Raw genomic sequence first — 22332 nt, forward strand, 5'->3', positions numbered from 1 at the left:
CACCCGCGGACACCTGGACACGACCGGCCCTCCGGGCGGGCCGGACAGCCGGAGGGGCCGGGACAGGAACGGAAGACGGACATGGGTGAAGGGCGAAACGGCGGCGGCGCGCCCGGCCGTCCGTGGACGTCCGGCCCGGACGAGGAGGGCCACGCCGGGAGTGAAGGGGGAAACGGCGGCGGCGCGCCCGGCCGTCCGTGGACGTCCGGCCCGGACGAGGAGGGCCACGCCGGGAGTGAAGGGGGAAACGGCGGCAGGTCCGGCCGTCCGTGGAGGTCCGGCCCGCGCGAGGAGGACGGCCACGCCGGGCTCGCGGCGCTCCTCGAAGCGGCCCTGCGCACCGGCGACCCGGACCCCGAGGCCGAACAACGCGCCGTGACCGCCTTCCGGGCCGCGCGGGACGCCGGGGCGCACCGGGCCCGCACCCGGCGCCGGGACGACTGGCGGCCCCGGACCCGCGGAACGTCCCTGCGCTCGGCGCGGGCCACGCTCGCCGTCCTGCTCGGCGGCCTCACCCTCGGCGGGGTCGCGTTCGCCGCGATCGGCGGCTCGGATGCGGCCCCCTCCTCCCGGCCGGCCCCCGGCGCCGCATCCACCGGCCCCGGCCTCACCGGCCCTCCGCCGTCGGCACCGGACGCCGCGCCCGCTCCGTCCGGCTCCGCATCCCGTCCCGGTTCCGCCTCCGTCTCCGGCGCTTCGGACCCTTCCGCCGCCGCCCAGGACGAGGAGGCCCGCTGCCGGGCCTATGAGCAGGTCGCCGGGCGCGGCCGGGCGATGGACGCGGAGGCCTGGCGGCGACTGGTCGACGCGGCGGGCGGCGAGGACCGGGTGGACGCGTACTGCGCCGACCGCCTCACGCCGGCGGCGGGCCGCACGGCTCCGGGCGCCACTGTCCCGCCGACCGCCCCGGCGCCGACGGACGTGCCGGTCCCGACCGGCGCCCCCGTCCCGACCGGCATCCCCGTCCCGACCGGCGTCCCCGTCCCGACCGGCGTCCCCGTCCCGACCGGCGCCCTCGTCCCGACCGGCCCGGGCGTCGTTCCGTCGCAGGACGGCGGCATCGGGGGCGGCACCGGCGAGGCGCCGGACGCGGTGGAGCGGACGAGGGGGAGCGGCGGGCAGTAGGCGCGCCCGACGTCCGCGGCGGCATATGCGGCTCGTCCGGAGCGGTCTTCCTCGACGGAGGAACCTCGGCCACGGCCCAGCAGTGGCCGACGGCCCCCCGGACCTGCTTCGCGGGCGTCGTCACAGGCCGGCGCGCGGTCGCCCCGCTCGCGGCGGGGGCCGAGGCAACGGCCGGGGCCGCCACCCCCCACAGGAGAGGCCCCGGCCGTCGCGCGGCACGGGCCGCGCGGCGGCCCGTATTCCTTACAGCGCCGAGCGTGCGCGATGTGTCACACCCCGGCGCCGACCTCGTGCATCACGAGTCAGTTGCATCTTTGACGAACATGGACGGGGAGCGGTTTCAACACGTAACGTGCCTTTCGCGCCGAACCGCGGAGGACACACGACCACCGCGAACCACTGCGGTCATGGAGCCGCAAACGATCATTTCGAGGAACCACGACGGCGAGAGCCCGGGCCGCGACGGCGGTGCCGGATTGGCGCAGAGGGGCGCGCGGTGCTGGGGGACGACGCGGAGCTGACGGCCGCGGTGCTTGCGGCGCAGGACGGGGATGAAAACGCTTTCCGGACTGTGTACCGCGCGGTGCATCCACGTCTGCTCGGATACGTACGGACGCTGGTCGGTGACCCCGACGCCGAGGACGTCGCGTCCGAGGCATGGCTGCAGATCGCCCGGGACCTGGACCGGTTCAGCGGAGACGCGGACCGTTTCCGCGGCTGGGCCGCCCGAATAGCCCGCAACCGCGCCCTCGACCACATACGGATGCGCGGCCGGCGCCCCTCGATCGGCGGCGACGAGACCGAGCTGACCGGCCGGGCCGCCGAGTCCGACACCGCGGGCGAGGCGATCGAGGCGCTGGCCACCGACCGCACCCTCTCCCTCATCGCCCGTCTGCCGCAGGACCAGGCCGAGGCCGTCGTGCTGCGCGTCGTCGTGGGCCTGGACGCCAAGACCGCCGCCGAGACGCTCGGCAAGCGCGCGGGCGCCGTACGCACCGCCGCGCACCGCGGGCTGAAGCGGCTGGCCGAGCTGCTGGGCGACCTCGGGGACGATCCGGAATCGGCCGGTGTGCTCGACGCGCTGCCCTCCCAGCGAGAACCACGCGGCCCGGCATGGACGTCGGCGAGTGTGACGCACCGGCGCGCGCGGACGCAGAAGGACATGTGATGGCCGACGAGCAGTACAAGTGGCTGGACCGCGAAACGGCGGAGCGTCTGCTGCGGGGAGAGCCACTGGACGCTGTCGACGCCGATGCCCGGGCGCAGGCCGAGCGGCTCGCCGGCGCACTGGGTGAACTCACCCCGAAACAGCCCCTGACCAGCGAGGAAATCCCCGGTGAGGGCGCCGCGCTGGCCGCCTTCCGCAAGGCGCGGGCGGACCGCGACGCCGAGCTCGCGGCGGCCGCCGAGGCCGGCCGGGCGCACCCCTCGGACGCCGGGACCGTGCGCCCGGCCCGGCGTCCGCGTGCCGTCGCGATCACCGTCGCCCGGCCCCGCTGGGCCCGCCGTGCGCGGTTCGGGCTGGCCGCCGCGGTGGCCGCCGCCATGGTCGGCGGTGTGGCCGTCGCGGCCGGAACCGGAGTCATCCGCACGCCCTTCGGCGGCTCCGAGCGCGGGCCCTCCACCCCGGTCTCGGCCACCCCGACGCCGGGCGGGCCGCTCGCCCCGGGCACGCCCGACGGGAGCGGCGGGGTGGACTCGGCCGTGTCCGCCGGCCCCGGGACCGGCCGCGGTTCCGACGACGCCGGGGCGGGCGGCCGGGACGCCGGGGACAAGGACCGCGAGGAGGGCGCCCGCCCGGACGCCAAGTCGGAGGCGTTCGCCGCGGCCTGCCGCGCCGTGCGGGACGGGAAGAAGCTGGACGAGAGCAGCAAGCGGGCCCTGGTGGGCGAGGCGGGCGGCTCGACGCGGGTGGGCGCGTACTGCGACGGGGTGCTGAAGGACGCCGCCGCGACGGGCGGTGCGCACGCCACCGGAGGCGCCACGGGCGGAAGCAGCGGCAGCAGCGGCGGTACGGGCGGCGCCGACGGCACGAGCGGGGCGGGCGGCGGCTCGGGCGCCGGGTCCGGTTCGGGCGCCGGGTCCGGTTCGGGCACCGGCTCCGCGTCGGGATCCGGTTCCGCGTCGGGCGGGGCGCAGGCCGGGCAGGAGAACGGCAGCGGCGACGCGGCCACGGACGCCGGCCGCAGTAACGGCGGCTCGGGCAGCGGCAGCGGCAGCGGGAACGGCAACGGGAACGGCACGGGCGGCGGTACCGACGGCGGGGGTGAGCCGGCCAGGGGCAACGGCGGCGGCAACGGCCGCCACCTCGGAGCCCACCACAACGGCACCGGCGGAGGCGTCGGCGGGGGCGGCGACGACACGGAGAGGGGCACCCTGCTCGCTCCGGCCCACCGCCCGGTGAATCCCTCCTGAACTGCGCTTTCGCAGTGCAGGAAAGTTTTTCCCGCACAGGTGTGACGTTTCCGGCCCTTGCTGCGCAGTACTGAGTGAGCCGACTGGTCATCGGCCCTCGCACAGAGCCGGGGTTCCCCCCGTACCCACGGCTCGTGCACCTGGCGCGGGCGGGACACGTTCCCCCGGTCCCGCCCGCGCCCCAAGCCTCCCTCTCACCGGGCGCGGCTCACCAGTGCACGACGACCTTGTCGCCGTTGCCCACCTGCGCGTACAGCCCCGCGATGGCCGCCTCGTCCCGCACGTTGACACACCCGTGCGAGGCGCCCGCGTAGCCCCGGGCCGCGAAGTCCGCCGAATAGTGCACCGCCTGGCCGCCGCTGAAGAACATCGCGTACGGCATCGGGGCGTCGTACAGCGTGGAGTGGTGGTGCCGGGACTTCCAGTAGACCCGGAACTCGCCCTCCCGCGTCGGGGTGAACTCCGACCCGAACCGCACCGCCATCGTGGAGACGGTCCGGCCGTCGATCATCCAGCGCAGGGTGCGGCTCGTCTTGCTGATGCACAGCACCCGGCCGGTCAGACAGCGCGGGTCGGGCGCGTCGGCGGGCTGGCCGCCCATCAGATACAGCTCCCACTGCCCCGGTTCCCGGGTCATCGCCTGCAGCCGCCGCCAGGTCACGGTGTCGGTCCGGCCCGTCCGCGGCAGGCCGCGCTTGCCCTGGAAGCCCCGCACCGCCCGCTCGGTCAGGTCGTCGTACGTACCGGTCGGGCCGTCGTGGAGCCAGGCGACCTGGCGCAGCCGTGCCTGGAGTTCGCGCACGGCCGGTCCGGCGTCGCCCGGCTCCCACAGCACCAGGGCGGGGGCGGCCGGTGCCGGCCTCTCCTCCGGTGCGGCGCCCGGGCGCCCCGGGCCGGGGCCGGACGCGGAAGGGGAACGGGGCGCCCCGACGTGCACCGGCCCGCGCGGCTCGCCGTCCGGTCCCACGGGCTGCACGGTGCAACCGCCGACCGCTGCCGCCGCCACCACCGCGAGGAGCACAGCCGCCCTCCCCGACCCGCCGAAGCCCCGAGCCCCGCCCAACCTGCGAGCCCCGCCCAACCCCCGAGCCCAGCCGCCCCTCGTCCCCATCCGGGACCCCCTCTTCCCCGCGTCACCGCGCCGCTGTCCCCTGGCGACCCCCGAGGGGTCCCCTGAAATGTTCCCCGCGCAGGACGCGCCGCGAACGACACGGCATCGTTGTGAGGAAGGTCCCAGCACAGGGCCCTCCATCGGGCGCACGGCCGCCGCTACAGTCCGTCGCGAGGGTCGGTACGTACTGGCGAGTAACTGGCGAATTGAACGAGCGAGCACCCCGGTGCTCAGCGGGAGGCACACACCATGGCGCGCGAGTCGGAGTCCGGACTTCCCATCGAACCGGTGTACGGACCGGACGCCCTGGAGGGCTGGGACCCCGCCGAGAAGCTGGGGGAGCCGGGCGCGTACCCCTTCACCCGCGGCGTCTACCCGACCATGTACACGGGCCGTCCCTGGACGATGCGCCAGTACGCCGGTTTCGGCACGGCCGTGGAGTCCAACGCCCGCTACAAGCAGCTGATCGCCAACGGCACGATGGGCCTGTCCGTCGCCTTCGACCTGCCCACCCAGATGGGCCACGACTCCGACGCGCCCATCGCGCACGGCGAGGTCGGCAAGGTCGGCGTGGCGATCGACTCGATCGACGACATGCGCGTGCTGTTCGACGGCATCCCGCTGGACAAGGTGTCCACGTCGATGACGATCAACGCGCCGGCGGCCCTCCTGCTGCTCCTCTACCAACTCGTCGCCGAGGAGCAGGGCGTCGGCGCGGACAGGCTGACCGGCACGATCCAGAACGACGTACTGAAGGAGTACATCGCGCGCGGGACGTACATCTTCCCGCCCAAGCCCTCCCTGCGCCTGATCGCCGACATCTTCAAGTACTGCAAGGCCGAGATCCCGAAGTGGAACACCATCTCGATCTCCGGCTACCACATGGCCGAGGCCGGCGCCTCGCCCGCGCAGGAGATCGCCTTCACCCTCGCCGACGGCATCGAGTACGTCCGCACCGCCGTCGCGGCCGGCATGGACGTCGACGACTTCGCGCCCCGCCTGTCGTTCTTCTTCGTCGCCCGTACGACGATCCTGGAGGAGGTCGCCAAGTTCCGCGCCGCCCGCCGGATCTGGGCGCGGGTGATGAAGGAGGAGTTCGGGGCGAAGAACCCGAAGTCGCTGATGCTGCGCTTCCACACGCAGACCGCCGGGGTGCAGCTGACCGCCCAGCAGCCCGAGGTGAACCTGGTCCGCGTGGCGGTGCAGGGCCTGGCCGCGGTGCTCGGCGGCACCCAGTCGCTGCACACCAACTCCTTCGACGAGGCGATCGCCCTGCCGACCGACAAGAGCGCCCGGCTCGCCCTGCGCACCCAGCAGGTGCTGGCCTACGAGACGGACGTGACGGCGACGGTCGACCCGTTCGCGGGCTCCTACGTCATCGAGAGGATGACCGACGACGTCGAGGCCGCGACGCTGGAGCTGATGGCCAAGGTCGAGGAACTCGGCGGCGCCGTCAACGCGATCGAGCACGGCTTCCAGAAGAGCGAGATCGAGCGCAGCGCCTACCGCATCGCCCAGGAGACCGACAGCGGCGAGCGGGTCGTCGTCGGCGTCAACCGCTTCCAGCTCGACGAGGAGGAGCCCTACGAGCCGCTGCGCGTCGACCCGGCCATCGAGGCCCAGCAGGCCGAACGGCTGGCCAGGCTGCGCGCCGAGCGCGACCGGGCGGCGGTGGACTCGGCCCTCGCCGCTCTGAAGAAGGCCGCCGAGGGCGAGGACAACGTCCTCTACCCGATGAAGGACGCCCTGCGCGCACGGGCCACCGTCGGCGAGGTCTGCAACGCGCTCCGCGAGGTCTGGGGCACCTACGTCCCCTCCGACGCCTTCTGACCACGGGCGGGAAGGGGAGTGTCGGACCCTCGTGCGACACTCCCTTCCATGTTCGGTGTGATCGACCTCCCCACCTATCTGGCGGGCCTCGTCCTGATCGTCCTGCTGCCCGGTCCCAACTCCCTCTACGTGCTCTCCGTGGCCGCCCGGCGCGGGGTGCGCGCGGGCTACGCGGGCGCGGCGGGCGTGTGGTGCGGGGACGCCGTGCTGATGACGCTGTCGGCGGCGGGCGTGGCCTCGCTGCTCCAGGCGAACGCCGTGCTGTTCGGCATCGTGAAGTTCGCGGGCGCCGGCTATCTGACCTGGCTGGCGATAGGCCTGCTGCGGGCGGCGGTGGCGATGTGGCGGGCGCGCGGCGACGCCGGGGCGACGCCCGCCGAGACCGGCGCCGCCGACGAGCGGCCGTTCCGGCGGGCGCTGGTGATCAGCCTGCTCAACCCGAAGGCGATCCTGTTCTTCGTCGCCTTCTTCGTGCAGTTCGTCGACCCGCACTACGCCCACCCCGCGCTGTCCTTCGTGGTGCTCGGGACGTTCGCGCAGCTGGCGAGCGGCCTCTACCTCAGCGCGCTGATATTCGGCGGCACCCGCCTGGCCGCCGCCTTCCGCCGCCGCCAGCGCCTGTCGGCGGGGGCGACGTCGGCGGCGGGCGTCCTGTTCCTGGGCTTCGCGGCGAAGCTGACGCTGGCCGGCGCGTAGCGCCCGCGGCGGGCGGGGCGCGGCTCAGCGGGACGCCGGGCGCCTGGTACGGGCGATGGTCCGGGTGACGATCGGGGGCAGCAGGTCGACGGCGACCCGGCGGGCCAGGCTCCGGCGGCGAGCCGCCGGGCGGACGGCGGCCGGGGCGGAGACCGGGCGGCCGGGGAACGCCGCCTGCTCGGGGATCGACTCCGGGTCGTCGGCGTACCGGGACAGCGGGAAGTCCGGCGCCCTCATCTCCTTCTTGGACTTGAGCCGGATCAGGCGGTGACCGGCCGCCTGCTGCACGCTCAGGTGGCAGTCGTCCCGCCCGCGCGCCATGGCGAGCAGTTCCTCCTGCACGGGGCCGGGGTCTCCCCAGGTGCCGTACAGCTTCTGCGTGCTGAGGCAGACGGGACGCAGCCCCCGGGTCAGCACGGCCTCCCACACCGCGACCGAGACGCCGGGCGTGTGCTCCGAGCGGAAGTCGTCCAGGACGACGATGCCGTCGGGCTGGAGCACGTCCCGGGCGGCGCCGATGTCGGCGTGGACGTGCTCGTACAGGTGGGAGCCGTCGATGTGCGCGAAGCGGCAGGAGCCGGGGGCCACCGCGCCGGGTACCAGGGAGCTGGGGCCCTGGAGGATGCGGGGCAGCTCGTCGTGGAAGGAGAGGTAATTGGCCTCGAAGACCGCACGGGTGAGGGCGCTGTACGACTTCGTCGACTCCGCCCGGTTGGCGTCGTCCGGGGCGTCGCCCTCGAACAGGTCGCACACCGTGTAACGCTCGCCCGGGCGCAGATGACGGCCCGTGAAGATCGCGCTGCGGCCCATGAAGACGCCGATCTCCAGCAGGTCGCCGCGGACTCCGGCGGCCTCCTGCCGGTTCAGGAACCAGTCGAACAGGACCTGGTCGAGTACCGGGAACCAGCCCCGGACGTCGTCCAGCCGGCGGGGCCGCGGCGGCGCCTCGTGTGCAGTGGTCATGGAAGGGGAGCACCTTCTCGATGGGGGGATTTCGGTCACGGTCGCCCCTCAGCCTGCCCGATGGAAGCGCCCCGAACGGGCACGCGGGTGCGCACCGGGCGGATTCCCCGCAGGGTTCACTCCCGATGATGACGACAAGTGGACGAACGCCGAACTGCCGCCCGAAGACGCCCGTCTGCGCCGGGGGCCTCGCGGTCAGGGCCCCGTCCTGACCCGCGGCTTCCCGGCCGGGGCGGCCAGCGACCGGCGCAGCCACGGTGTCGCCCGCCGCTCCACGAACCGGTTGAACAGCCACGCGAGGATCAGCATCACCGCGACGGTGGCGGCCAGCGTCAGGGCGGGCGGCACGCCGAGGCCCTGGTGGAGGGCGTCGATGACCACCCAGCCCAGATGCTCGTGGACCAGGTAGAACGGGTACGTCAGCGCGCCCGCCGTCGTCAGCCACCGCCAGTCGGCCCGGCGCAGCCGGCCGAGGGCGACCGCGAGGACCGCGAGGAAGCCCAGCGTGACGACGAGGGCGATCACGGACGCCGAACGGTAGGAGAAGTGCTCCGCGCCGCGGCCGTGCCACAGGCTCTGCACCGCCTGGTGCTGCCCGGTCAGCCAGCTCACCGCCACGATCCCCCAGGCCAGGGCGTCCCGCCGGTCGCGGTGCAGCAGGTACATGCCGATGCCGCCGATGAACAGCGGGGCGTGCTCCGGCATCACGACCAGGTCGAGCAGCGGCTCCTCGGCCGCCGTCGCGATCGCCGCGGCGAGCGTCCACACCGCGCAGAACAGCACCACCCGCCGCCGGTTCGCGCCCGGCGCCACGACGAACAGCGCGAACAGGGCGTAGAAGCGGATCTCCACCCACAGCGTCCAGCACACGCCGAGCACCCGGTCGCCTCCCAGCGGCTGCTGAAGCAGCGTCAGGTTCAGCAGCGCCTCGCTCGGCGACACCGCCTCGTACACCACGCCGGGCAGCGCGAACACGGCCGTCACCAGCAGGACGGCCACCCAGTAGGCGGGCATCAGCCGTGCCGCCCGGGAGGCGAAGAACGACCTCAGCGGACGGCCCCAGCCGCTCATGCAGATGACGAACCCGCTGATCACGAAGAACACCTGCACGCCGAGACAGCCGTAGGCGGCCCACACGTGCAGCGACGGGAACAGATCCTTCGGCGAGGAACCCCACGCACGGGTGACCTCGCCGCCCCGTCCGGCGTAGTGGTAGACGGCCACCATCAGCGCCGCCAGCAGCCGCAGCCCGTCCAGGGGGCGCAGCCTGCCGCCGCCGGCTCTCGCGCGGGGAGGGGCGGCGGCGTCCCGCGCCCCGGCGGGCGCCGGGGCGGCGGACTGGGGCCGGGCGGGGCTGACGGCCGTCTCGATCACACTCGAACACCTCGCAGGATCCGGTTACTGGCCGGACGCCCCCGGTATGAGGACGCCCCCACCGTCATAACCCCACGAGGGTCCTTCGAAGCGCTGTGACACCACCCGCCACAGGAGGTTCACGCCGTCCCCCGAACTCGGGGACGGACGGCTCAGGCGGCGCGCAGGAACGCGGACAGCGACGCCTTGCCGAGGTAGGTGAAGCGGGTGTCGCCCGCGAGGTGCTTGTCCAGCGCCTCCTTGATGCCGGGCCACTTCGGGTCGCCGAAGTCGTCGAGGACCACGATCGCGCCCGGGGCGGCGATCTGCTCGGCCCACTCCAGGTCCTTGGCCACGCCCTCGGCGGAGTGGTCGCCGTCGACGATGATCACGCCGTACTGGCGGTCCGAGACGGCCGCGCGGGTCTCGGGGTCCTCGGAGAAGCCCTGCTTGATGCGGGCGGCCACGCCCGCCGGGCCGGCCAGGGAGAGGTTGGTGCGCACGGCGTGCTCGTCGACGGGGGCGCCGGACGGGTCGGGGCGCTGGGGCGTGCCGGGCTGCAGCTGCACGCCGGCGAACGGGTCGACGATCGTCACGCTCGGGCTGCGGCCGTCGCGCTCCAGCATCCGGATCAGGCCGGCGGAGAACATGCCGTAGAGCGTGCCGATCTCGAGTATCTCGTCGTTCGGCGGGTCGAGCAGGGGTATCGTCCCGAGCTTGCCGCAGATGTTCATGGTGCCGCCGGCGATCCGGCCGACGCCGAGCGACTCCAGAGCGATCAGCAGCCGGTAGGCGGTGGCGACGTTGCGAACGGCGGCCTCGCGGTCGCCGGCCAGTTCCGCCACTTCCTTCTGCAGGCGCTCCAGCGGGCCGGCGCTCACGATCCGGGAGAGACCGCGGCCGCGGTTGTCGAGCAGGAGGTCGAGCGTGAGCTGATGGCGTTTCACCAGGTCGACGGCTTCGCGGAGTCGTTCCCTCTCCGCGTTGTCCGCCTTGGCCGCCGAGCGGATCCGCCGCTCGATGCGCTGGTCGATGATGTCGGCGACCGGGCGCAACAGACGCCGGGAAGCCGAACTGGTGAGCAGGGGACGGCGATTCATGTAACCGGAGACCTCAATCCATCGGAAGTCGAGTGAGAGTGATGCGGCTCGCGGGATGGGGACAGGCTAGGGGCGCCTACCCCGAGGGGAAGGGGCGCAAGGTAGAGGGAAGAGCGAACAAATGGCGAACTCGGTGTGACGGAACGGAATCGTCCTGTTGTTCCGGGAGGGCGGAGGGCGCCGGACGCACGCAGGCCCCGCCCGGGACGGGGACAGGGCCTGCGCGGGGCGCGTGCGCGGTGCGGGGCGCCGGAGCCGGTCAGCCGAGCAGCCGCCGCAGGTTGAGCCTGCCCCACAGCAGGCTGGTGGCGTACGACAGGGTGATGACCAGCGCCAGCAGTCCGATCAGCAGCAGCCCGGCCACCGGCGCGCTCAGGTCGGCGGAGATCGCCCGGGCGGCGATCTCCTCGAGGAACAGCACGTGCACCATGTACGCGCCGAGCGCCGCTCCGGCCAGCTTCCGCAGCAGCGGCCGCAGCCTCTCGGGGACCCGGACCCTGCTGACCAGCAGCAGCACGCAGATGGTCATGGTCCCCACGAACAGGTGGGCGTTGGGCGCCACGTAGTGGATCTGCGTGTGGTACCAGAGCACCCCGGCCATGGTGAGCGGCAGCAGCGCGACCAGCGGCCAGCGCCGGCGCAGGGTCCCGGCCGGCAGGGCGAACAGCAGCGCGCCGCCGACCGCGTAGACCACCGAGTACGTGCCGAATCCCCAGGCGAAGTCGGGCATCTCCCGGTCCGTCACCTCGCCGACGGTGGTCAGCACGCTGGGCAGGACCGCGACGGCGAACAGCGCGGCGCCGAGACTCCAGGGCCGCTTCCCCGCCTTGATCAGCACCACGAAGGCCAGCAGCATGATCACGGGGATGTAGGCGTACAGGAACCACAGGTGGTAGGCGGGCTGCACCGAGGCGAACAGCGAGTCGACCGCCAGCTCGGTGACGGGCTCGTCGTTGCGGTTCCGCAGCCAGGACCAGACCAGGTAGATCGCCGTCCACACGAAGAGCGGGACGACGTTGCGCACGATCCGCTGCCACATCCGGGCGCTGTCCCGCGGCGGGGCGCCGACCAGCACCGCCCAGCCGGCGATGGCGAAGTACATGGGGACGGCGAACGGGTTGACCGCCTCGGCCAGATGTCCCACCCAGTACGACCCCGAGCCGTTGTCCGGATCGTTGCCCGTGGCGACGATGAACTGGGCGCCCGTGTGCCCCAGCATCATCGTCGCGGAACAGATCAGCCGCATCAGGTCGATGTCGGGGCGGTGCTCCCGCGGTGCGGGGCTCTGTCCGGAGGGGGAGCTGCCCTGCTGCGGCAGGCTGACGGCTATGTCGTTCGGCACCGCGTCACTCTCATGGTGTTCGGTGTACGGGAGTTGAAAAGGGGGTTGATTCGTCATGGCCGGAAACCCGACGGTCGGCGGCGGTTCACTTCTTGGTCCCGCGCCGTACCGCCCGGCGCACCACCCGCTTGGCCCGCGTGACCCGGATCCGCGCCCGCGCCCGCGGGCGGGTGCCGGGCAGGCCCAGTTCGGCGAGCCGCAGCTCGGGGAAGTAGTAGCCGGGGCTGTTCGCCAGGTTGCTCCGCAGCCAGGCGGCCGTCGAGTCCCGCAGCCTGGCGTACGTCTTGGGCTGCATGCAGAAGCCGATCGCCCGCACCAGCGGCGACAGCGTGCCGGGCGCGGTGCCGACGAGAGCCGGGCTCTCCCCCCGCTCCAGGTCGGGCACCAGGTGGTCGACGATGGCCAGCGGCACCCGGTTGCTGTTCGGGTAGGGCTTGAGACGGCCCATCACCAGTGCGGTGCCGACCCGGGCGATGGGCACCCGGTAGTAGGCGGAGGCGGTCACCATCGCCGTGGAGAAGCAGCCGACGACGAGTTCGGGGCGGCAGTGGTGGTACAGCGTCTCGGCGAGCAGCGGCGCGTCCAGGACGGTGAGCCGGACGCCGGCGTCGGCCGCCGCCTTGCTCAGGGCCGCCGAATAGCTCGCGGGCGCCGTCGGGTGGGGCTTGAACACGACGGAGCGGTGCCCGGCGCGCGCGGCCCCGGTGAGCATGCGGACGTGGAGGTCCTCCTCCTCCTTCGCGCTCAGGATGTTGATCGCCGCGAGGTACTGGCCGAGGAGGACGGCCGTCGGCCTCTCCTCGAGCACCGGCGCGAGGCGCGGGTCGTCCGCCGCGTCGCGGGAGACCTCGTCGAGCACGCCGCGGAACGCGTCGTCCGGGACGACCTTGGGCTCGACGCCGTACTCGGAGAGCAGCAGGGGCCGCAGCCCGGGGATCAGGTCGAGGTGGAGCAGCCGGCGGATGCGGCGCGCGATGGTCAGCGGCAGCTTCTCCCGGGTCGGGCCGTAGCTCATCAGACCGTCGGCGTAGACGTCGATGGCGGCCTCGGAGAAGATCGCCGCCAGCGCGCGGGCCGGGTTCACCTGGATCGACTCGACGGCCAGCTCGATCAGGTCCCGCTCGTCGATGCCCCAGCGCAGCCGGAACGTCTTCTGCCACAGCGGGGTGTCGTTGCCCCGCGGGCCCCAGGCGCTGGGGTGGTAGGGGCTGATCGCCTCGTTCCAGCTGACCACGGAGTCGAAGCGGCCGGATATGGGCCCGTAGCCGTGCATCTCGTCCAGGCGCAGGGCGGTCTCCGGTATGGCGGCGTTGTTGGAGACCAGTAGGACGCGCCGGGCGCCGTCGCGCGGCCCGAACAGGCCCGCGTCGAGGGCCGCGGCGAGGGTGGCCGCTCCGTAGAGGGTCGAGACCTGGAAGATCTGGGTCTTGTGGGGCATGGATCAGGCAGCCTTCCGCCCGTCACGCAGGCGGCTGAGCAACCTGCTCCGAGTGCTGTCGATGGTTCTGAGGGTCTCCTCCAGCGCCTGCTCGGGCATGCGGTGGAGGGCGGCCCGCGCCTCGCGCCGCAGCCGCTGGGCCGCCGAGGCCTCGTACTCGCCCGCCTTGCCGATGTGGAAGGCGATCATGGCGCAGTACGTCCGGACGGCCTTGAGGAGGAACCGGTCGGACTCCGGGTCCTTCAGCACGTCCTGCAGCAGCGCGTCGTACGCCGGGATGAAGTCCAGCTGCCGGGAGTCCTTGATCTGGGTGAGCGAGGTGGCCACGCCCCGCCGGTAGAACACTCCGTGCAGGCCGACGGAGGCGAACGTCTTCGCCTTCAGGTGCAGGCGCCAGATCCACAACCGGTCCTCGGCCGTGCGCAGTTCGGTCGCGAAACGCATGCCGCCGTCGTCGAAGAGGCGCCGGCGGTAGATCCCGGCCCAGACGAACGGGTAGTCGACCATGGTCTCCATGTCGGCCGGCGCGATGCAGTCGCGCGGATCCATCACCGTGTTGCGCACGGGCGCCGGAGGACGCCGTATCACCCGGTCGGTGCCGGTGGCCTGGACGTGATCGGTGCGGGCGAAGTCGCAGCCCAGCTCCTCGATCGCGGCCACCAGTTGGGCCAGGTGGCCCGGGGCGTACCAGTCGTCGCCGTCCAGGAAGGTGATGAAGTCGCCGTCGGCGGCGTCGATGCCGCTGTTGCGGGCCTGGGCTATGCCCATGTTCTTCTCGTGCCGTATCACCCGCGCGTTCGGGTGCTCTTCCGCCCACCGGTCGATCGCCCATGGCGTGGAGTCCGTGGAGCAGTCGTCGACGAGCAGGAACTCGAAGTCGGGGTCCGCGTTGTTGGCGAGACTTCGCAGTGTGCTCTCGGCGAACGCTCCCACATTGTGCATGGGGACGACGACGGACAGTTTGGGCACGTGGGCCTCTCACGCTAGAAGGTTGGAGATTGGAACAGGTTAACGACGCTCACGGAGGGGACAGTGTCACCCTGGGCGCGGAGAGGTGAATTCCGTTCAAAGCGCAGGTGAATTGCCGATGGATCACACTCGTCCGAACGTCTGCTGGAGCTCGCCGATGTTCGCGCGGGTGATGTCCCACAGGTACTTCTGCGCGCTGTGCACGTCCGCCACGGCGGCCTCGTGGTCGTCGAGGATCGCGGCGGCGCGCTCCGCCAGCCGCGGGCCCAGCTCCCGGTCGTGCACCGACAGTCCCCACTCCTCGCGCCCGATGTCGGACAGGAAGTAGGCGAGCTTCGGGTGGGAGACGAGGCTGAGGATCGGCGTGCCGCAGCCGAAGGGGATCATCCCGGCGTGCCCGCGCATGCCCATCACCAGCCGCGACCGGCCGTACAGGGCGCGGATCCCGTTGTTCGACATGTCGTAGAGCTGCTCCACGGGCAGGCTCAGGCCGTGCTCCCGGCGCAGGTCGTGCACGAACTTCTCGTCCGCGGGCATGTGGGCCGCGTACCGGACGTCGGCCCGCTCCCGCAACTGCCGCAGCGCGGTCGCCATCTGGGCCAGGAAGTGGCCGTAGTCGTGGCCGAACCGCAGGCCCGCGCGGTCGTAGGCGCAGTTGACCAGGACGCTGTCGTCCCGCTCCAGGCCCTCGAACCGGCCGGGGTCGAGGTGGCGGGCGACCGTGGTGGGGCAGGGCTGGTAGCGCACCCGGTCCCGCAGCTCCTCGGGGAGCAGCTCGCGAACCCGCTCGATCGAGCCGTGGTTGCGCAGTCCGAAGAACGCCGACCGCTCGACGAGCACCCGCAGGCTCTCGGCGAACCGGGCTCGGCGGTAGGTCTGCCCGTCGAACACGTTGTAGCCGACCGCGAACACCGCCAGCGGCGTGGTGATCCGGGTCAGGACGTCGTCCGGGATGTTCCACTGCCAGTGGCTGTTGCCGTTCGGGGAGGTGTCCGGCAGGAACAGGCCGCCGCCGCCCACGATCACGCCCCGCCGGGCGTTGAGCTGCTCCAGCGCCGCCTCGTCGACCAGCCGGTGCACCGGCTGCTGGTACCAGCGCCGCGGGCCGGTGTCGGCGTCGAAGCACATGCGCACTGCCTCGGGCAGCACCTTGTCGCCCGCGTTCTCCTGGCCCTCGGCGAACAGCGCCACGTGCGCGAGCTGCTCCCCGGGCGGAGCCGCCTTCGGCGCCGTACGGCCCTCGGCGCGGGTGCGGACGTACCAGCTGTGGCAGCCGCCGTCGGTGGGGTCGGCGTCCAGGCCCTCGCGGGCGTAGGCGTGCGCGTCCTCCTCCCGGCCGCACAGCCAGGCCAGCCGCGCGAGCTGGGCGAAGGCACGCGGGGCGACGTCGGGGGAGGCCGCCGCCAGGAGCAGCCGCGCCTCGGCCTCGTCGTAGCGCGACAGCGCCATCAGACACAGGCCGAGCGTCTCCTGGCAGCGCGGCGCGTCCAGCCGGTCCCCGACGACCGGGGCGAGGACGTCGACGGCCTCGTCGTAGCGGCCCTGCCGCCGGTAGACGTCGGCGACCGTGCGGGCGAGGTCCAGGGAGGGGCGCGCCGCGAGCAGGGGCGGCGCGCAGTGCGCCAGCAGATCGGGGTGCTTGCCGCCGCGCAGGGCGCAGTAGGCGGCCCGGAACTCCTCGTCGCTCAGCTCGAAACGCCGGCGGGCCTCCGTGGCCGGGCCGTAGCCGGGCTCGTCGAACGGGCCGGTGAACCGCAGCACCGCGACGTTTCCGGGCACCGGCGTGTCGTCGTGGAGCCGGCGGGTCAGGAAGTCGTACCGGGCGTCGAGCGGGGTCAGCACGTCCCCGAGCGCCTCCTCGAGACCGGCGCCGGCGGCTATGCGGTCCGCCGTCGCGTCGTCCACGTCGGCGCGCTGGACGACCAGGAGGCCGTCCGGCAGCACCGCGCGCCGCTCCCCGCCCTCGCCGTCCCACAGCACCTGCCGTACGGCGCCCACCCCGTGCCGCAGGCGCAGCAGACCGCCGATGTCCCCGAGCACGACCATGTCGGGGCCGAGGGCGACGACGGTGTCGTAGCCCTCCAGCCGGAAGACGTCCGCGCGGCCGTCCGCCCGGCGCGCGACCACGCGCGGGTGCAGCCGGCGCAGCGCGTCGAACTCGGCGTCGGGCAGCCCCGGGTGCAGGACGACGAAGTCCTCGCACACGTTCGGGTTGGTCAGCGCCAGGCTGCGCAGCAGGGTGGGGAGGGCGGACAGGCCGCTCCGGTCGGTGTGGACGGCGAAGGCGATCCGGCGCCTGCCGGTGACGGTGCTCCGGTCGTCCGCCAAGGAGTGGGTCATCGCAGGGCGATCCTCATCTTGCTGTCGTCGACGTGCTGCGCGCGTTCCCGTACCCACTCGGCCTCCTTCGGCCGCAGCCGGCCGGGCCGGTCGAAGCCGATGAGGTCCAGGCGGGGGGTGACATCCAGGAAGTCCAGGAGCCGCAGGACGGTGAAGGCGGTGCTGGTCGCCGGTTCCCAGCCGGTCTCGCCCAGCAGCGCCGGATCGGTCAGGGGCCGGCGCAGGGAGGCGTCGCCGACGTGGTGCTGCGCTCCGGGCACCAGCCGCTGCCGGGCGGCCCGGCGCCACGCGGCGGCGGGGTCGCCGAACACCAGCCGGACCCCGGCCTGCTGGGACCAGCCGGGCCCCTCCCACGGGGCGTCGCCCCGCAGCGTGACGGCGTGCACGTCCGTGCGCTCGCCGGTGCCCTCCGGACGCAGGCGGAAGGAGTCGCAGCGCACCACCACGTCGTAGCCGTCGATGTCGGCGCCCAGGGTGCTCGCGGCGATCTCCTGCGCCCCCGAGACCACGACCACCGACCGCCCCGCCAGCAGCCCGCGCAGACCGGTGACGCCGATCGGGGTGCCGCCGCCGAGCAGGGGGTCGGGCATCCCGGCCCGCTCGACGAGCCGCCGGTAGGAGCCGTACAGCTCCAGCAGCCGCCGCACCCCCGGGTCGCCCGGGCCGTGCTCGGCCACCCGCGCGCGCACGTAGGCGGCGAACTCCGCCTCGACGGCCGCCGTGGTGGACGCGGGCCCGGCGATCAGCTCGCGCAGCGCCGCGGCGGCGCCGGGGAAGAGCGCGACGGCCTCCTCCAGGCACGCCCGGCGGCGCCGCAGCGTGTCCATCCGGCGGGCGACCTCCTCGGCGGGGCTGCCGCCCTGGAGCAGGGTGAGATAGCGCTCGTAGCACTCCATGGCCTCGTCCCCGCGGCCGAGCCCGTCGAGGGCCAGCCCCCGCAGCCGCCACGCGCCCTTGGAGCGCTCCCGGATCCGGGTGGACGTCTCGGCGACGTTCAGCGCGAGGTCCAGCGAGCCGTCCCCGCCGGCCTCCAGCGCGCGCTCGCCGACCTGCAGCAGGGCGTCGAAGGGGTCGGCCGAGGGGGAGTCGAGAGAGGTGGCGAAGGCGCCGATGGCCTGGGTGAGCCGCGTCTGCCGGGATGTGGGCCGGTCGCCCCGCGCGGTGAGGTACTCGCCGCACACGCGCACGCTCCGGGCGAACAGGTCCAGCCTGGCGGCCTCTTTCTGCCGAGCCTTGAACAATCCCGCCAGGGGGTTCGTCATGCGTTCCACCGTCCTCCGATCGGAGGCCGAATGTGCCCCAGGACGAGGGTTCGCGAGTGGCTTCCGGGTGGACAGTGGGTGAACAGTCACCCGCGAATAGGTAGTCAGTTCGGGTGATGAAGGTGAGGGCGGTGACGACGACGCGGGACGGCGCCCCGCCGCCCGCGGCTCACCGCGGAGCCCTCGCGCCCGCCTGCCGGCCGGCTCCGTGCACGCTCCACCGGCGCGCCCCCACGGCCCCCTCACCGCCGACCCTGCCCGGGCACGCCCCACGGACGAGCCCTCGCATCCCCTCACCGGGAGGTCGCTGGGCGAGGCACTCGGGCGCAGGGCCGGTTACGACCGTCCGGCGCAGTTGTCCGGCCGATCGTCCGGCGCGGTCCTTCGTGACGGTGCCGGGTGGCCTGTCGGCCGTCCGGCCCGGCCATCCGGCGACTCGGCCGTCCGGCACGGCGCCCCGCCGCACGGCGCCCCGTGCCGGACGGCGCCCCGTGCCGGACGGCGCCCCGTGCCGGACGGCTCCGTCAGCGCCGTACCGCCTTCTTCAGCGCCTTCACCCGCCGTGCCACCCGGCGGGCCGTCGAGTTGTGCGGCAGGAACGACAGCCGCTCCGGGATGCCGCCGGGCAGGCCGAGCGCGGTGAGCCGGCGCTTCTTGAAGTAGCGCCGGGTGCGCGGGCCGAGGTGCTCGGACAGGAACGCCTCCGCCGCCGGGCGCAGGGCCGGCTGGACCTGCGGCTGCATCGTGTAGCCGACCGCGGGCAGCAGCGCGCCGAGCAGTTCGCCGTCGAGCGGCTCCTCGCCCTCGGGCCGCTCCAGGTCGGGCAGCAGCGCGTCGGCCAGGGTGACCGGGACGCGGTTGCTGTTCTGGTAGGGCGTGAGCCGGTCCAGGAGGCGCTCGGTGCCGATGCGGGCGACCGGGAGGCCGTAGAGCGCGGACGCCGTGAACAGGGCGGTGGAGAAGCAGCCGGCCACGAGCGCCGGCTGCGCCTTCTCGAACAGCACCTCGGCGAGCACCGGGGTGTCCAGCACCGTCAGTTCCACGCCGAGCCGGTCCGCCTCGGTCTCCAGGGCGCGGCTGTAGCGGGGCGGCGCGGTCGGGTGCGGCTTGAAGACGACCGCGCGGTGGCCGCGCGCGGCGGCGCCCCTCAACATCTCGACGTGCAGCTCCTCCTCCTCCTCGGGGGAGAGGATGCCCAGCGCGGACAGGTACTGGCCCAGCAGCAGGGCCGCGTCGGCGGGCAGCGGGGGCAGGTTTTCCGCGGTGCCGGTCAGCGCGCTCATCACCTTCAGGAAGGCGTCGGTCGGCACCACCTCGGCCGGCACGCCGAACTCGGTGAGCAGCAGCGGGGTCAGTCCCGGCACCAGGTCCAGGTGGAGCAGCCGCCGCACCCGGGTGCCGATCAGCGGGTCGAGCTTGTTGCGGGTGGGGCCGTAGCTCATCAGCCCGTCGGCGTAGACGTCGACGGGCGCGCCGGTGAAGACCTGCGCCACGGCCAGGGCAGGGTTGACCTGGATGGACTCCAGCACCAGCTCCACCCGGCCGTCGCCCAGGTTCCACAGCAGCCGCAGATAGCGCTCGAACAGCGGGAGGTCGTCCGAGCGCGGCGACCAGGCGCCCGGATGGAAGGGGCGGATCGCCTCGTTGAAGGAGACGACGTCGTCGAAGCGGTCGCGCAGGGTGGCGAAGCCCGGCATCGCGTCCACCGACGGGGTGGTCTCCGGGTTCGCGGCGTTGTTGCACACCAGCAGGATCCGGCGGTCCGCGTCCGGGAAGCGCTCGGAGTCGATCGCGGCGGCCAGGGTGGCGGCGCCGAACAGCGTCGAGACGCAGAAGATCTGGGTCGTACGGGACATCAGGCAGCCGCCTTCGCCGGGGTGATCCTTCGTCGCAGCCGCCGCAGCTTGGCGGCGCGCCGCAGGTCCATCGTGTCGAGCACCTCGCCGAGCGCGTCCTGCGGCATCCGCTTCATGGCCGCCGCGCTCATGATGCGCAGCTGCTTGGCCACGGCCGGCTCGAACTTGTCGATCTCCGACAGGTGGTGCGCGATGATCGCACAGTAGGTGCGCACCGCCTTCGGCAGCAGCCGCTCCGCCTCCGGGTCGGCGGCCGTCTCCTCGACGACCTGGTCGAAGGCGCGGATGAAGTCCAGCTGGCGCACGTCGCCGATCTGGGTGAGGGAGCCGGCCACGCCGCGGCGGTAGAACACGCCGAGCAGGCTCAGCACGGCGAACGACTCGGCCTCGCGGTGCAGCTTCCAGATCCACGGCCGGTCCTCGGCCGTGCGCAGTCCGTCCGTGAAGTGCAGCAGCCCCTTGTCCAGCAGCCGGCGGTGATAGGCGCCCGCCCAGGCGTAGGGGTAGTCCACGGACGTGGTCCGGTCGAAGGGCAGGATCGCCTCACGGGGGCTGAGCACCTCGCCGCGCAGGCCGACCGGGGCGCGGTGCACGCTGCGCGCCCGCGCGGTGGCCCGCACATGGTCCGTGCGCACGAAGTCGCAGCCCAGTTCCTCCAGCGCGGTCACCAGCTGTTCGAGATAGCCCGGCGCGAGCCAGTCGTCGCCGTCGAGGAAGGTCAGGTATTCGCCCCGGGCCGCGTCCAGGCCCGTGTTGCGGGCGGTGGCGAGTCCTCCGTTTTCCTCTCGCCGGATATAGCGCACCTGTGCGACGTCGGAGAGTTCCTCGGCCCCGCGTTCGAGAATGGCCGGCGTCTCGTCCTTCGAGCGGTCGTCGACCAGCACGAACTCGAAGTCCGGCCGGGCATTCGCGCGCAGGCTTCTCAGGGTGTCCGGGGCGTATTGCTGGACGTTGTAGAACGGCACGATCACGGAAAGCTTTGGCACCTGCGAAAGCCTAGAAGGGGGCCCGGATGCGGAACTTTCCATTCGGGGTACGGAGGGTGAACTGGGTGTGTCGGTACGGTGCATCCCGTGTACTTCCTGGGCTCGCGCGAGCCGGTTCGGCTCTCGGTGGGCTTCTGTTAACTTTTCGTTGAGACGGGGTTGGGCTGTAACTAGGAATCGGGACTAGCGTCTTGGGTGTGCCATCAAGTACAACGAAGCCCACGCGGATCGCCGTACTCGCGGATTCGGACACCCGGTGGAAATGGGGTGCGCTGACCGCGGAACGCATCGTTCCGGGCCCGACCATGGAAGCCGCAGCGGACGGCGCGACGCAAGTCGCCCCCGTGCTGGACGGCTTTCTGCTGCGCGGCCGGGCCACGCCGACGCCCCGGCAGCTGGCCGAGGTGGGCGTGCGCGCCGATTCCCTGAAGGAGGTCACCGCCGTCGAATTCCTGCGCACCATGGCGCAGGAGGATTACGACGTGCTGGTGCTCTCCCTCGTCGGGGGCGGCGTGCAGGCGATGCTGCACGGCCTGAAGCGGGTGTGGGAGGACCGGCCGCACCGGCCCGTCGTCGTCACCGGCTACGTCGGCGTGGTCTACGAGAAGCTCGCCGACGGACTGCTGCTGCGCCACGGCGCCGACCTGGTCCTCGCCAACTCCCGCCAGGACGCCGAACGCTTCCGCGCGGTGTACGACGGAGTGGGCGCCGACTCCTCCGCGGTCACCGAGGTGGCACTGCCGTTCCTGGGCGGCGCGAAGTACACCGGAGAGCACGACCCCTACACGGTCGTCTTCGCCGCCCAGCCCTCCGTCCCGGACACCCGCAGGGACCGGACCTACCTGCTCAACCGCCTGGTGCAGCACGCGCGTCTGCACCCCGAGCGCGAGGTGCTGCTCAAGCTCCGGTCCAAGCCCGGCGAGCACACCACCCACATCGAGGAACTGCCGTACCAGAAGCTGGCGCAGCGTCACGACCTGCCGTCCAACTTCCACCTGGTGTACGGCAACATGGGCGAGGTCCTGGACCGCACCGACCTGCTGGTCACCGTCAGCTCCACCGCCGCCCTCGAGTCCCTGCACCGCAGCATCCCCACCGTCGTCCTCACCGACCTCGGCGTGCGCGAGGTGCTCGGCAACCACCACTTCGTCGGCTCCGGCTGCCTCGCCTCCTGGGACCGGCTCGACGAGGGCCACCGCCCCGTGCCCGACGCCGACTGGGTCGCCCGGCAGGGCGTCGCCGCCGACGGTACCTACGAGACGGCCTTCGACGCCGCCCGCGAGCGGATCGCCAAGCTGCTCGGCCAGCCAGGCGGACTGCCGCCGCTGACGCCGTACTACACCCCGGCGACCGCCCCCGGCTATCTGCCCGGCATCCTCGCCCGCCACCACCTCGGCCCCGACGGCACCCCGCTGCCGGGCGCCCCCGCCCACGACAGGGAGCCCGGCCCCGTCCGGCAGATAGTGCGCCGCGCCGCACGCGGCGCCTACCGGCACGGCGTCCAGCGGGTCGCGCCCGTCATCCGGCGGATGGGGGAGCTGTGAGC

Annotated in this window: 17 protein-coding genes; 6 read left to right on the forward strand and 11 right to left on the reverse strand. The window is 73.3% G+C overall.

Annotated elements, in window-relative coordinates; all coding sequences use genetic code 11:
- Positions 1 to 81: 81 nt before the first annotated feature.
- The 3 genes from ACZ6KF_RS08020 (at position 82) to ACZ6KF_RS08030 (ending at position 3540) form a co-directional block, all read left to right on the forward strand.
- Positions 82 to 1125, forward strand: a complete 1044-nt coding sequence (locus ACZ6KF_RS08020; RefSeq protein WP_469237736.1) for a hypothetical protein — start codon at positions 82 to 84, stop codon at positions 1123 to 1125.
- Between the two features lie 496 nt (positions 1126 to 1621).
- Positions 1622 to 2293 carry an RNA polymerase sigma factor gene (locus ACZ6KF_RS08025; RefSeq protein WP_356627374.1) on the forward strand — a complete coding sequence of 224 codons (672 nt, stop codon included), beginning with the start codon at positions 1622 to 1624 and terminating at the stop codon, positions 2291 to 2293.
- A complete protein-coding gene (locus tag ACZ6KF_RS08030; RefSeq protein WP_469237738.1) occupies positions 2293 to 3540 on the forward strand; it encodes a hypothetical protein in 1248 nt (415 codons plus the stop codon). The genes ACZ6KF_RS08025 and ACZ6KF_RS08030 overlap by 1 nt, the downstream gene beginning before the upstream one ends.
- Positions 3541 to 3748: 208 nt before the next feature.
- Here the strand turns inward: ACZ6KF_RS08030 and ACZ6KF_RS08035 are convergent, their stop codons facing one another.
- Positions 3749 to 4561: a L,D-transpeptidase family protein gene (locus ACZ6KF_RS08035; protein WP_469237740.1), complete on the reverse strand. Its 813-nt coding sequence runs from the start codon at positions 4559 to 4561 to the stop codon at positions 3749 to 3751.
- Positions 4562 to 4900: 339 nt separating this feature from the next.
- Between ACZ6KF_RS08035 and ACZ6KF_RS08040 the strand changes: the two genes are divergently transcribed.
- Both ACZ6KF_RS08040 and leuE read left to right on the forward strand, forming a co-directional pair.
- Positions 4901 to 6481, forward strand: coding sequence for an acyl-CoA mutase large subunit family protein (locus ACZ6KF_RS08040; RefSeq protein ID WP_469157477.1), 1581 nt, complete (start codon positions 4901 to 4903; stop codon positions 6479 to 6481).
- Between the two features lie 48 nt (positions 6482 to 6529).
- Positions 6530 to 7177 (forward strand): leucine efflux protein LeuE, encoded by a 648-nt coding sequence (gene leuE / locus ACZ6KF_RS08045; RefSeq protein ID WP_356636085.1) that lies wholly within the window; start codon positions 6530 to 6532, stop codon positions 7175 to 7177.
- Between the two features lie 24 nt (positions 7178 to 7201).
- Here the strand turns inward: leuE and ACZ6KF_RS08050 are convergent, their stop codons facing one another.
- The 10 genes from ACZ6KF_RS08050 to ACZ6KF_RS08095 form a co-directional block, all read right to left on the reverse strand.
- Positions 7202 to 8140, reverse strand: coding sequence for a class I SAM-dependent methyltransferase (locus tag ACZ6KF_RS08050; protein WP_356636087.1), 939 nt, complete (start codon positions 8138 to 8140; stop codon positions 7202 to 7204).
- A gap of 195 nt (positions 8141 to 8335) precedes the next feature.
- Positions 8336 to 9514 carry an acyltransferase family protein gene (locus tag ACZ6KF_RS08055; RefSeq protein WP_469157476.1) on the reverse strand — a complete coding sequence of 393 codons (1179 nt, stop codon included), beginning with the start codon at positions 9512 to 9514 and terminating at the stop codon, positions 8336 to 8338.
- Between the two features lie 152 nt (positions 9515 to 9666).
- Positions 9667 to 10593 carry a class I SAM-dependent methyltransferase gene (locus ACZ6KF_RS08060; RefSeq protein WP_356636091.1) on the reverse strand — a complete coding sequence of 309 codons (927 nt, stop codon included), beginning with the start codon at positions 10591 to 10593 and terminating at the stop codon, positions 9667 to 9669.
- A 259-nt stretch (positions 10594 to 10852) separates the two neighbouring features.
- On the reverse strand, positions 10853 to 11935 hold the full coding sequence (locus ACZ6KF_RS08065; RefSeq protein WP_356636093.1) for an acyltransferase: 1083 nt from the start codon (positions 11933 to 11935) through the stop codon (positions 10853 to 10855).
- 85 nt (positions 11936 to 12020) lie between these two features.
- Positions 12021 to 13373, reverse strand: a complete 1353-nt coding sequence (locus tag ACZ6KF_RS08070; protein ID WP_469237742.1) for a polysialyltransferase family glycosyltransferase — start codon at positions 13371 to 13373, stop codon at positions 12021 to 12023.
- A gap of 3 nt (positions 13374 to 13376) precedes the next feature.
- Positions 13377 to 14342: a glycosyltransferase family 2 protein gene (locus ACZ6KF_RS08075; RefSeq protein ID WP_469237744.1), complete on the reverse strand. Its 966-nt coding sequence runs from the start codon at positions 14340 to 14342 to the stop codon at positions 13377 to 13379.
- A 123-nt stretch (positions 14343 to 14465) separates the two neighbouring features.
- Positions 14466 to 16682, reverse strand: coding sequence for a polysaccharide pyruvyl transferase family protein (locus ACZ6KF_RS08080; RefSeq protein WP_469237746.1), 2217 nt, complete (start codon positions 16680 to 16682; stop codon positions 14466 to 14468).
- Positions 16679 to 17944, reverse strand: a complete 1266-nt coding sequence (locus tag ACZ6KF_RS08085; RefSeq protein WP_356636101.1) for a tetratricopeptide repeat protein — start codon at positions 17942 to 17944, stop codon at positions 16679 to 16681. Before ACZ6KF_RS08085 ends, ACZ6KF_RS08080 begins: the two co-directional genes overlap by 4 nt.
- 524 nt (positions 17945 to 18468) lie before the next feature.
- Positions 18469 to 19800, reverse strand: a complete 1332-nt coding sequence (locus ACZ6KF_RS08090; protein ID WP_469237748.1) for an alpha-2,8-polysialyltransferase family protein — start codon at positions 19798 to 19800, stop codon at positions 18469 to 18471.
- Entirely contained in the window at positions 19800 to 20786 is a 987-nt protein-coding gene (locus ACZ6KF_RS08095) for a glycosyltransferase family 2 protein (RefSeq protein WP_469237750.1), read from the reverse strand. The genes ACZ6KF_RS08090 and ACZ6KF_RS08095 overlap by 1 nt, the downstream gene beginning before the upstream one ends.
- A gap of 197 nt (positions 20787 to 20983) precedes the next feature.
- Between ACZ6KF_RS08095 and ACZ6KF_RS08100 the strand changes: the two genes are divergently transcribed.
- A complete protein-coding gene (locus ACZ6KF_RS08100) occupies positions 20984 to 22330 on the forward strand; it encodes a DUF6716 putative glycosyltransferase (protein ID WP_356636107.1) in 1347 nt (448 codons plus the stop codon).
- Positions 22331 to 22332: the final 2 nt, after the last annotated feature.

This window comes from Streptomyces sp. NPDC046379 (genome assembly GCF_055587785.1).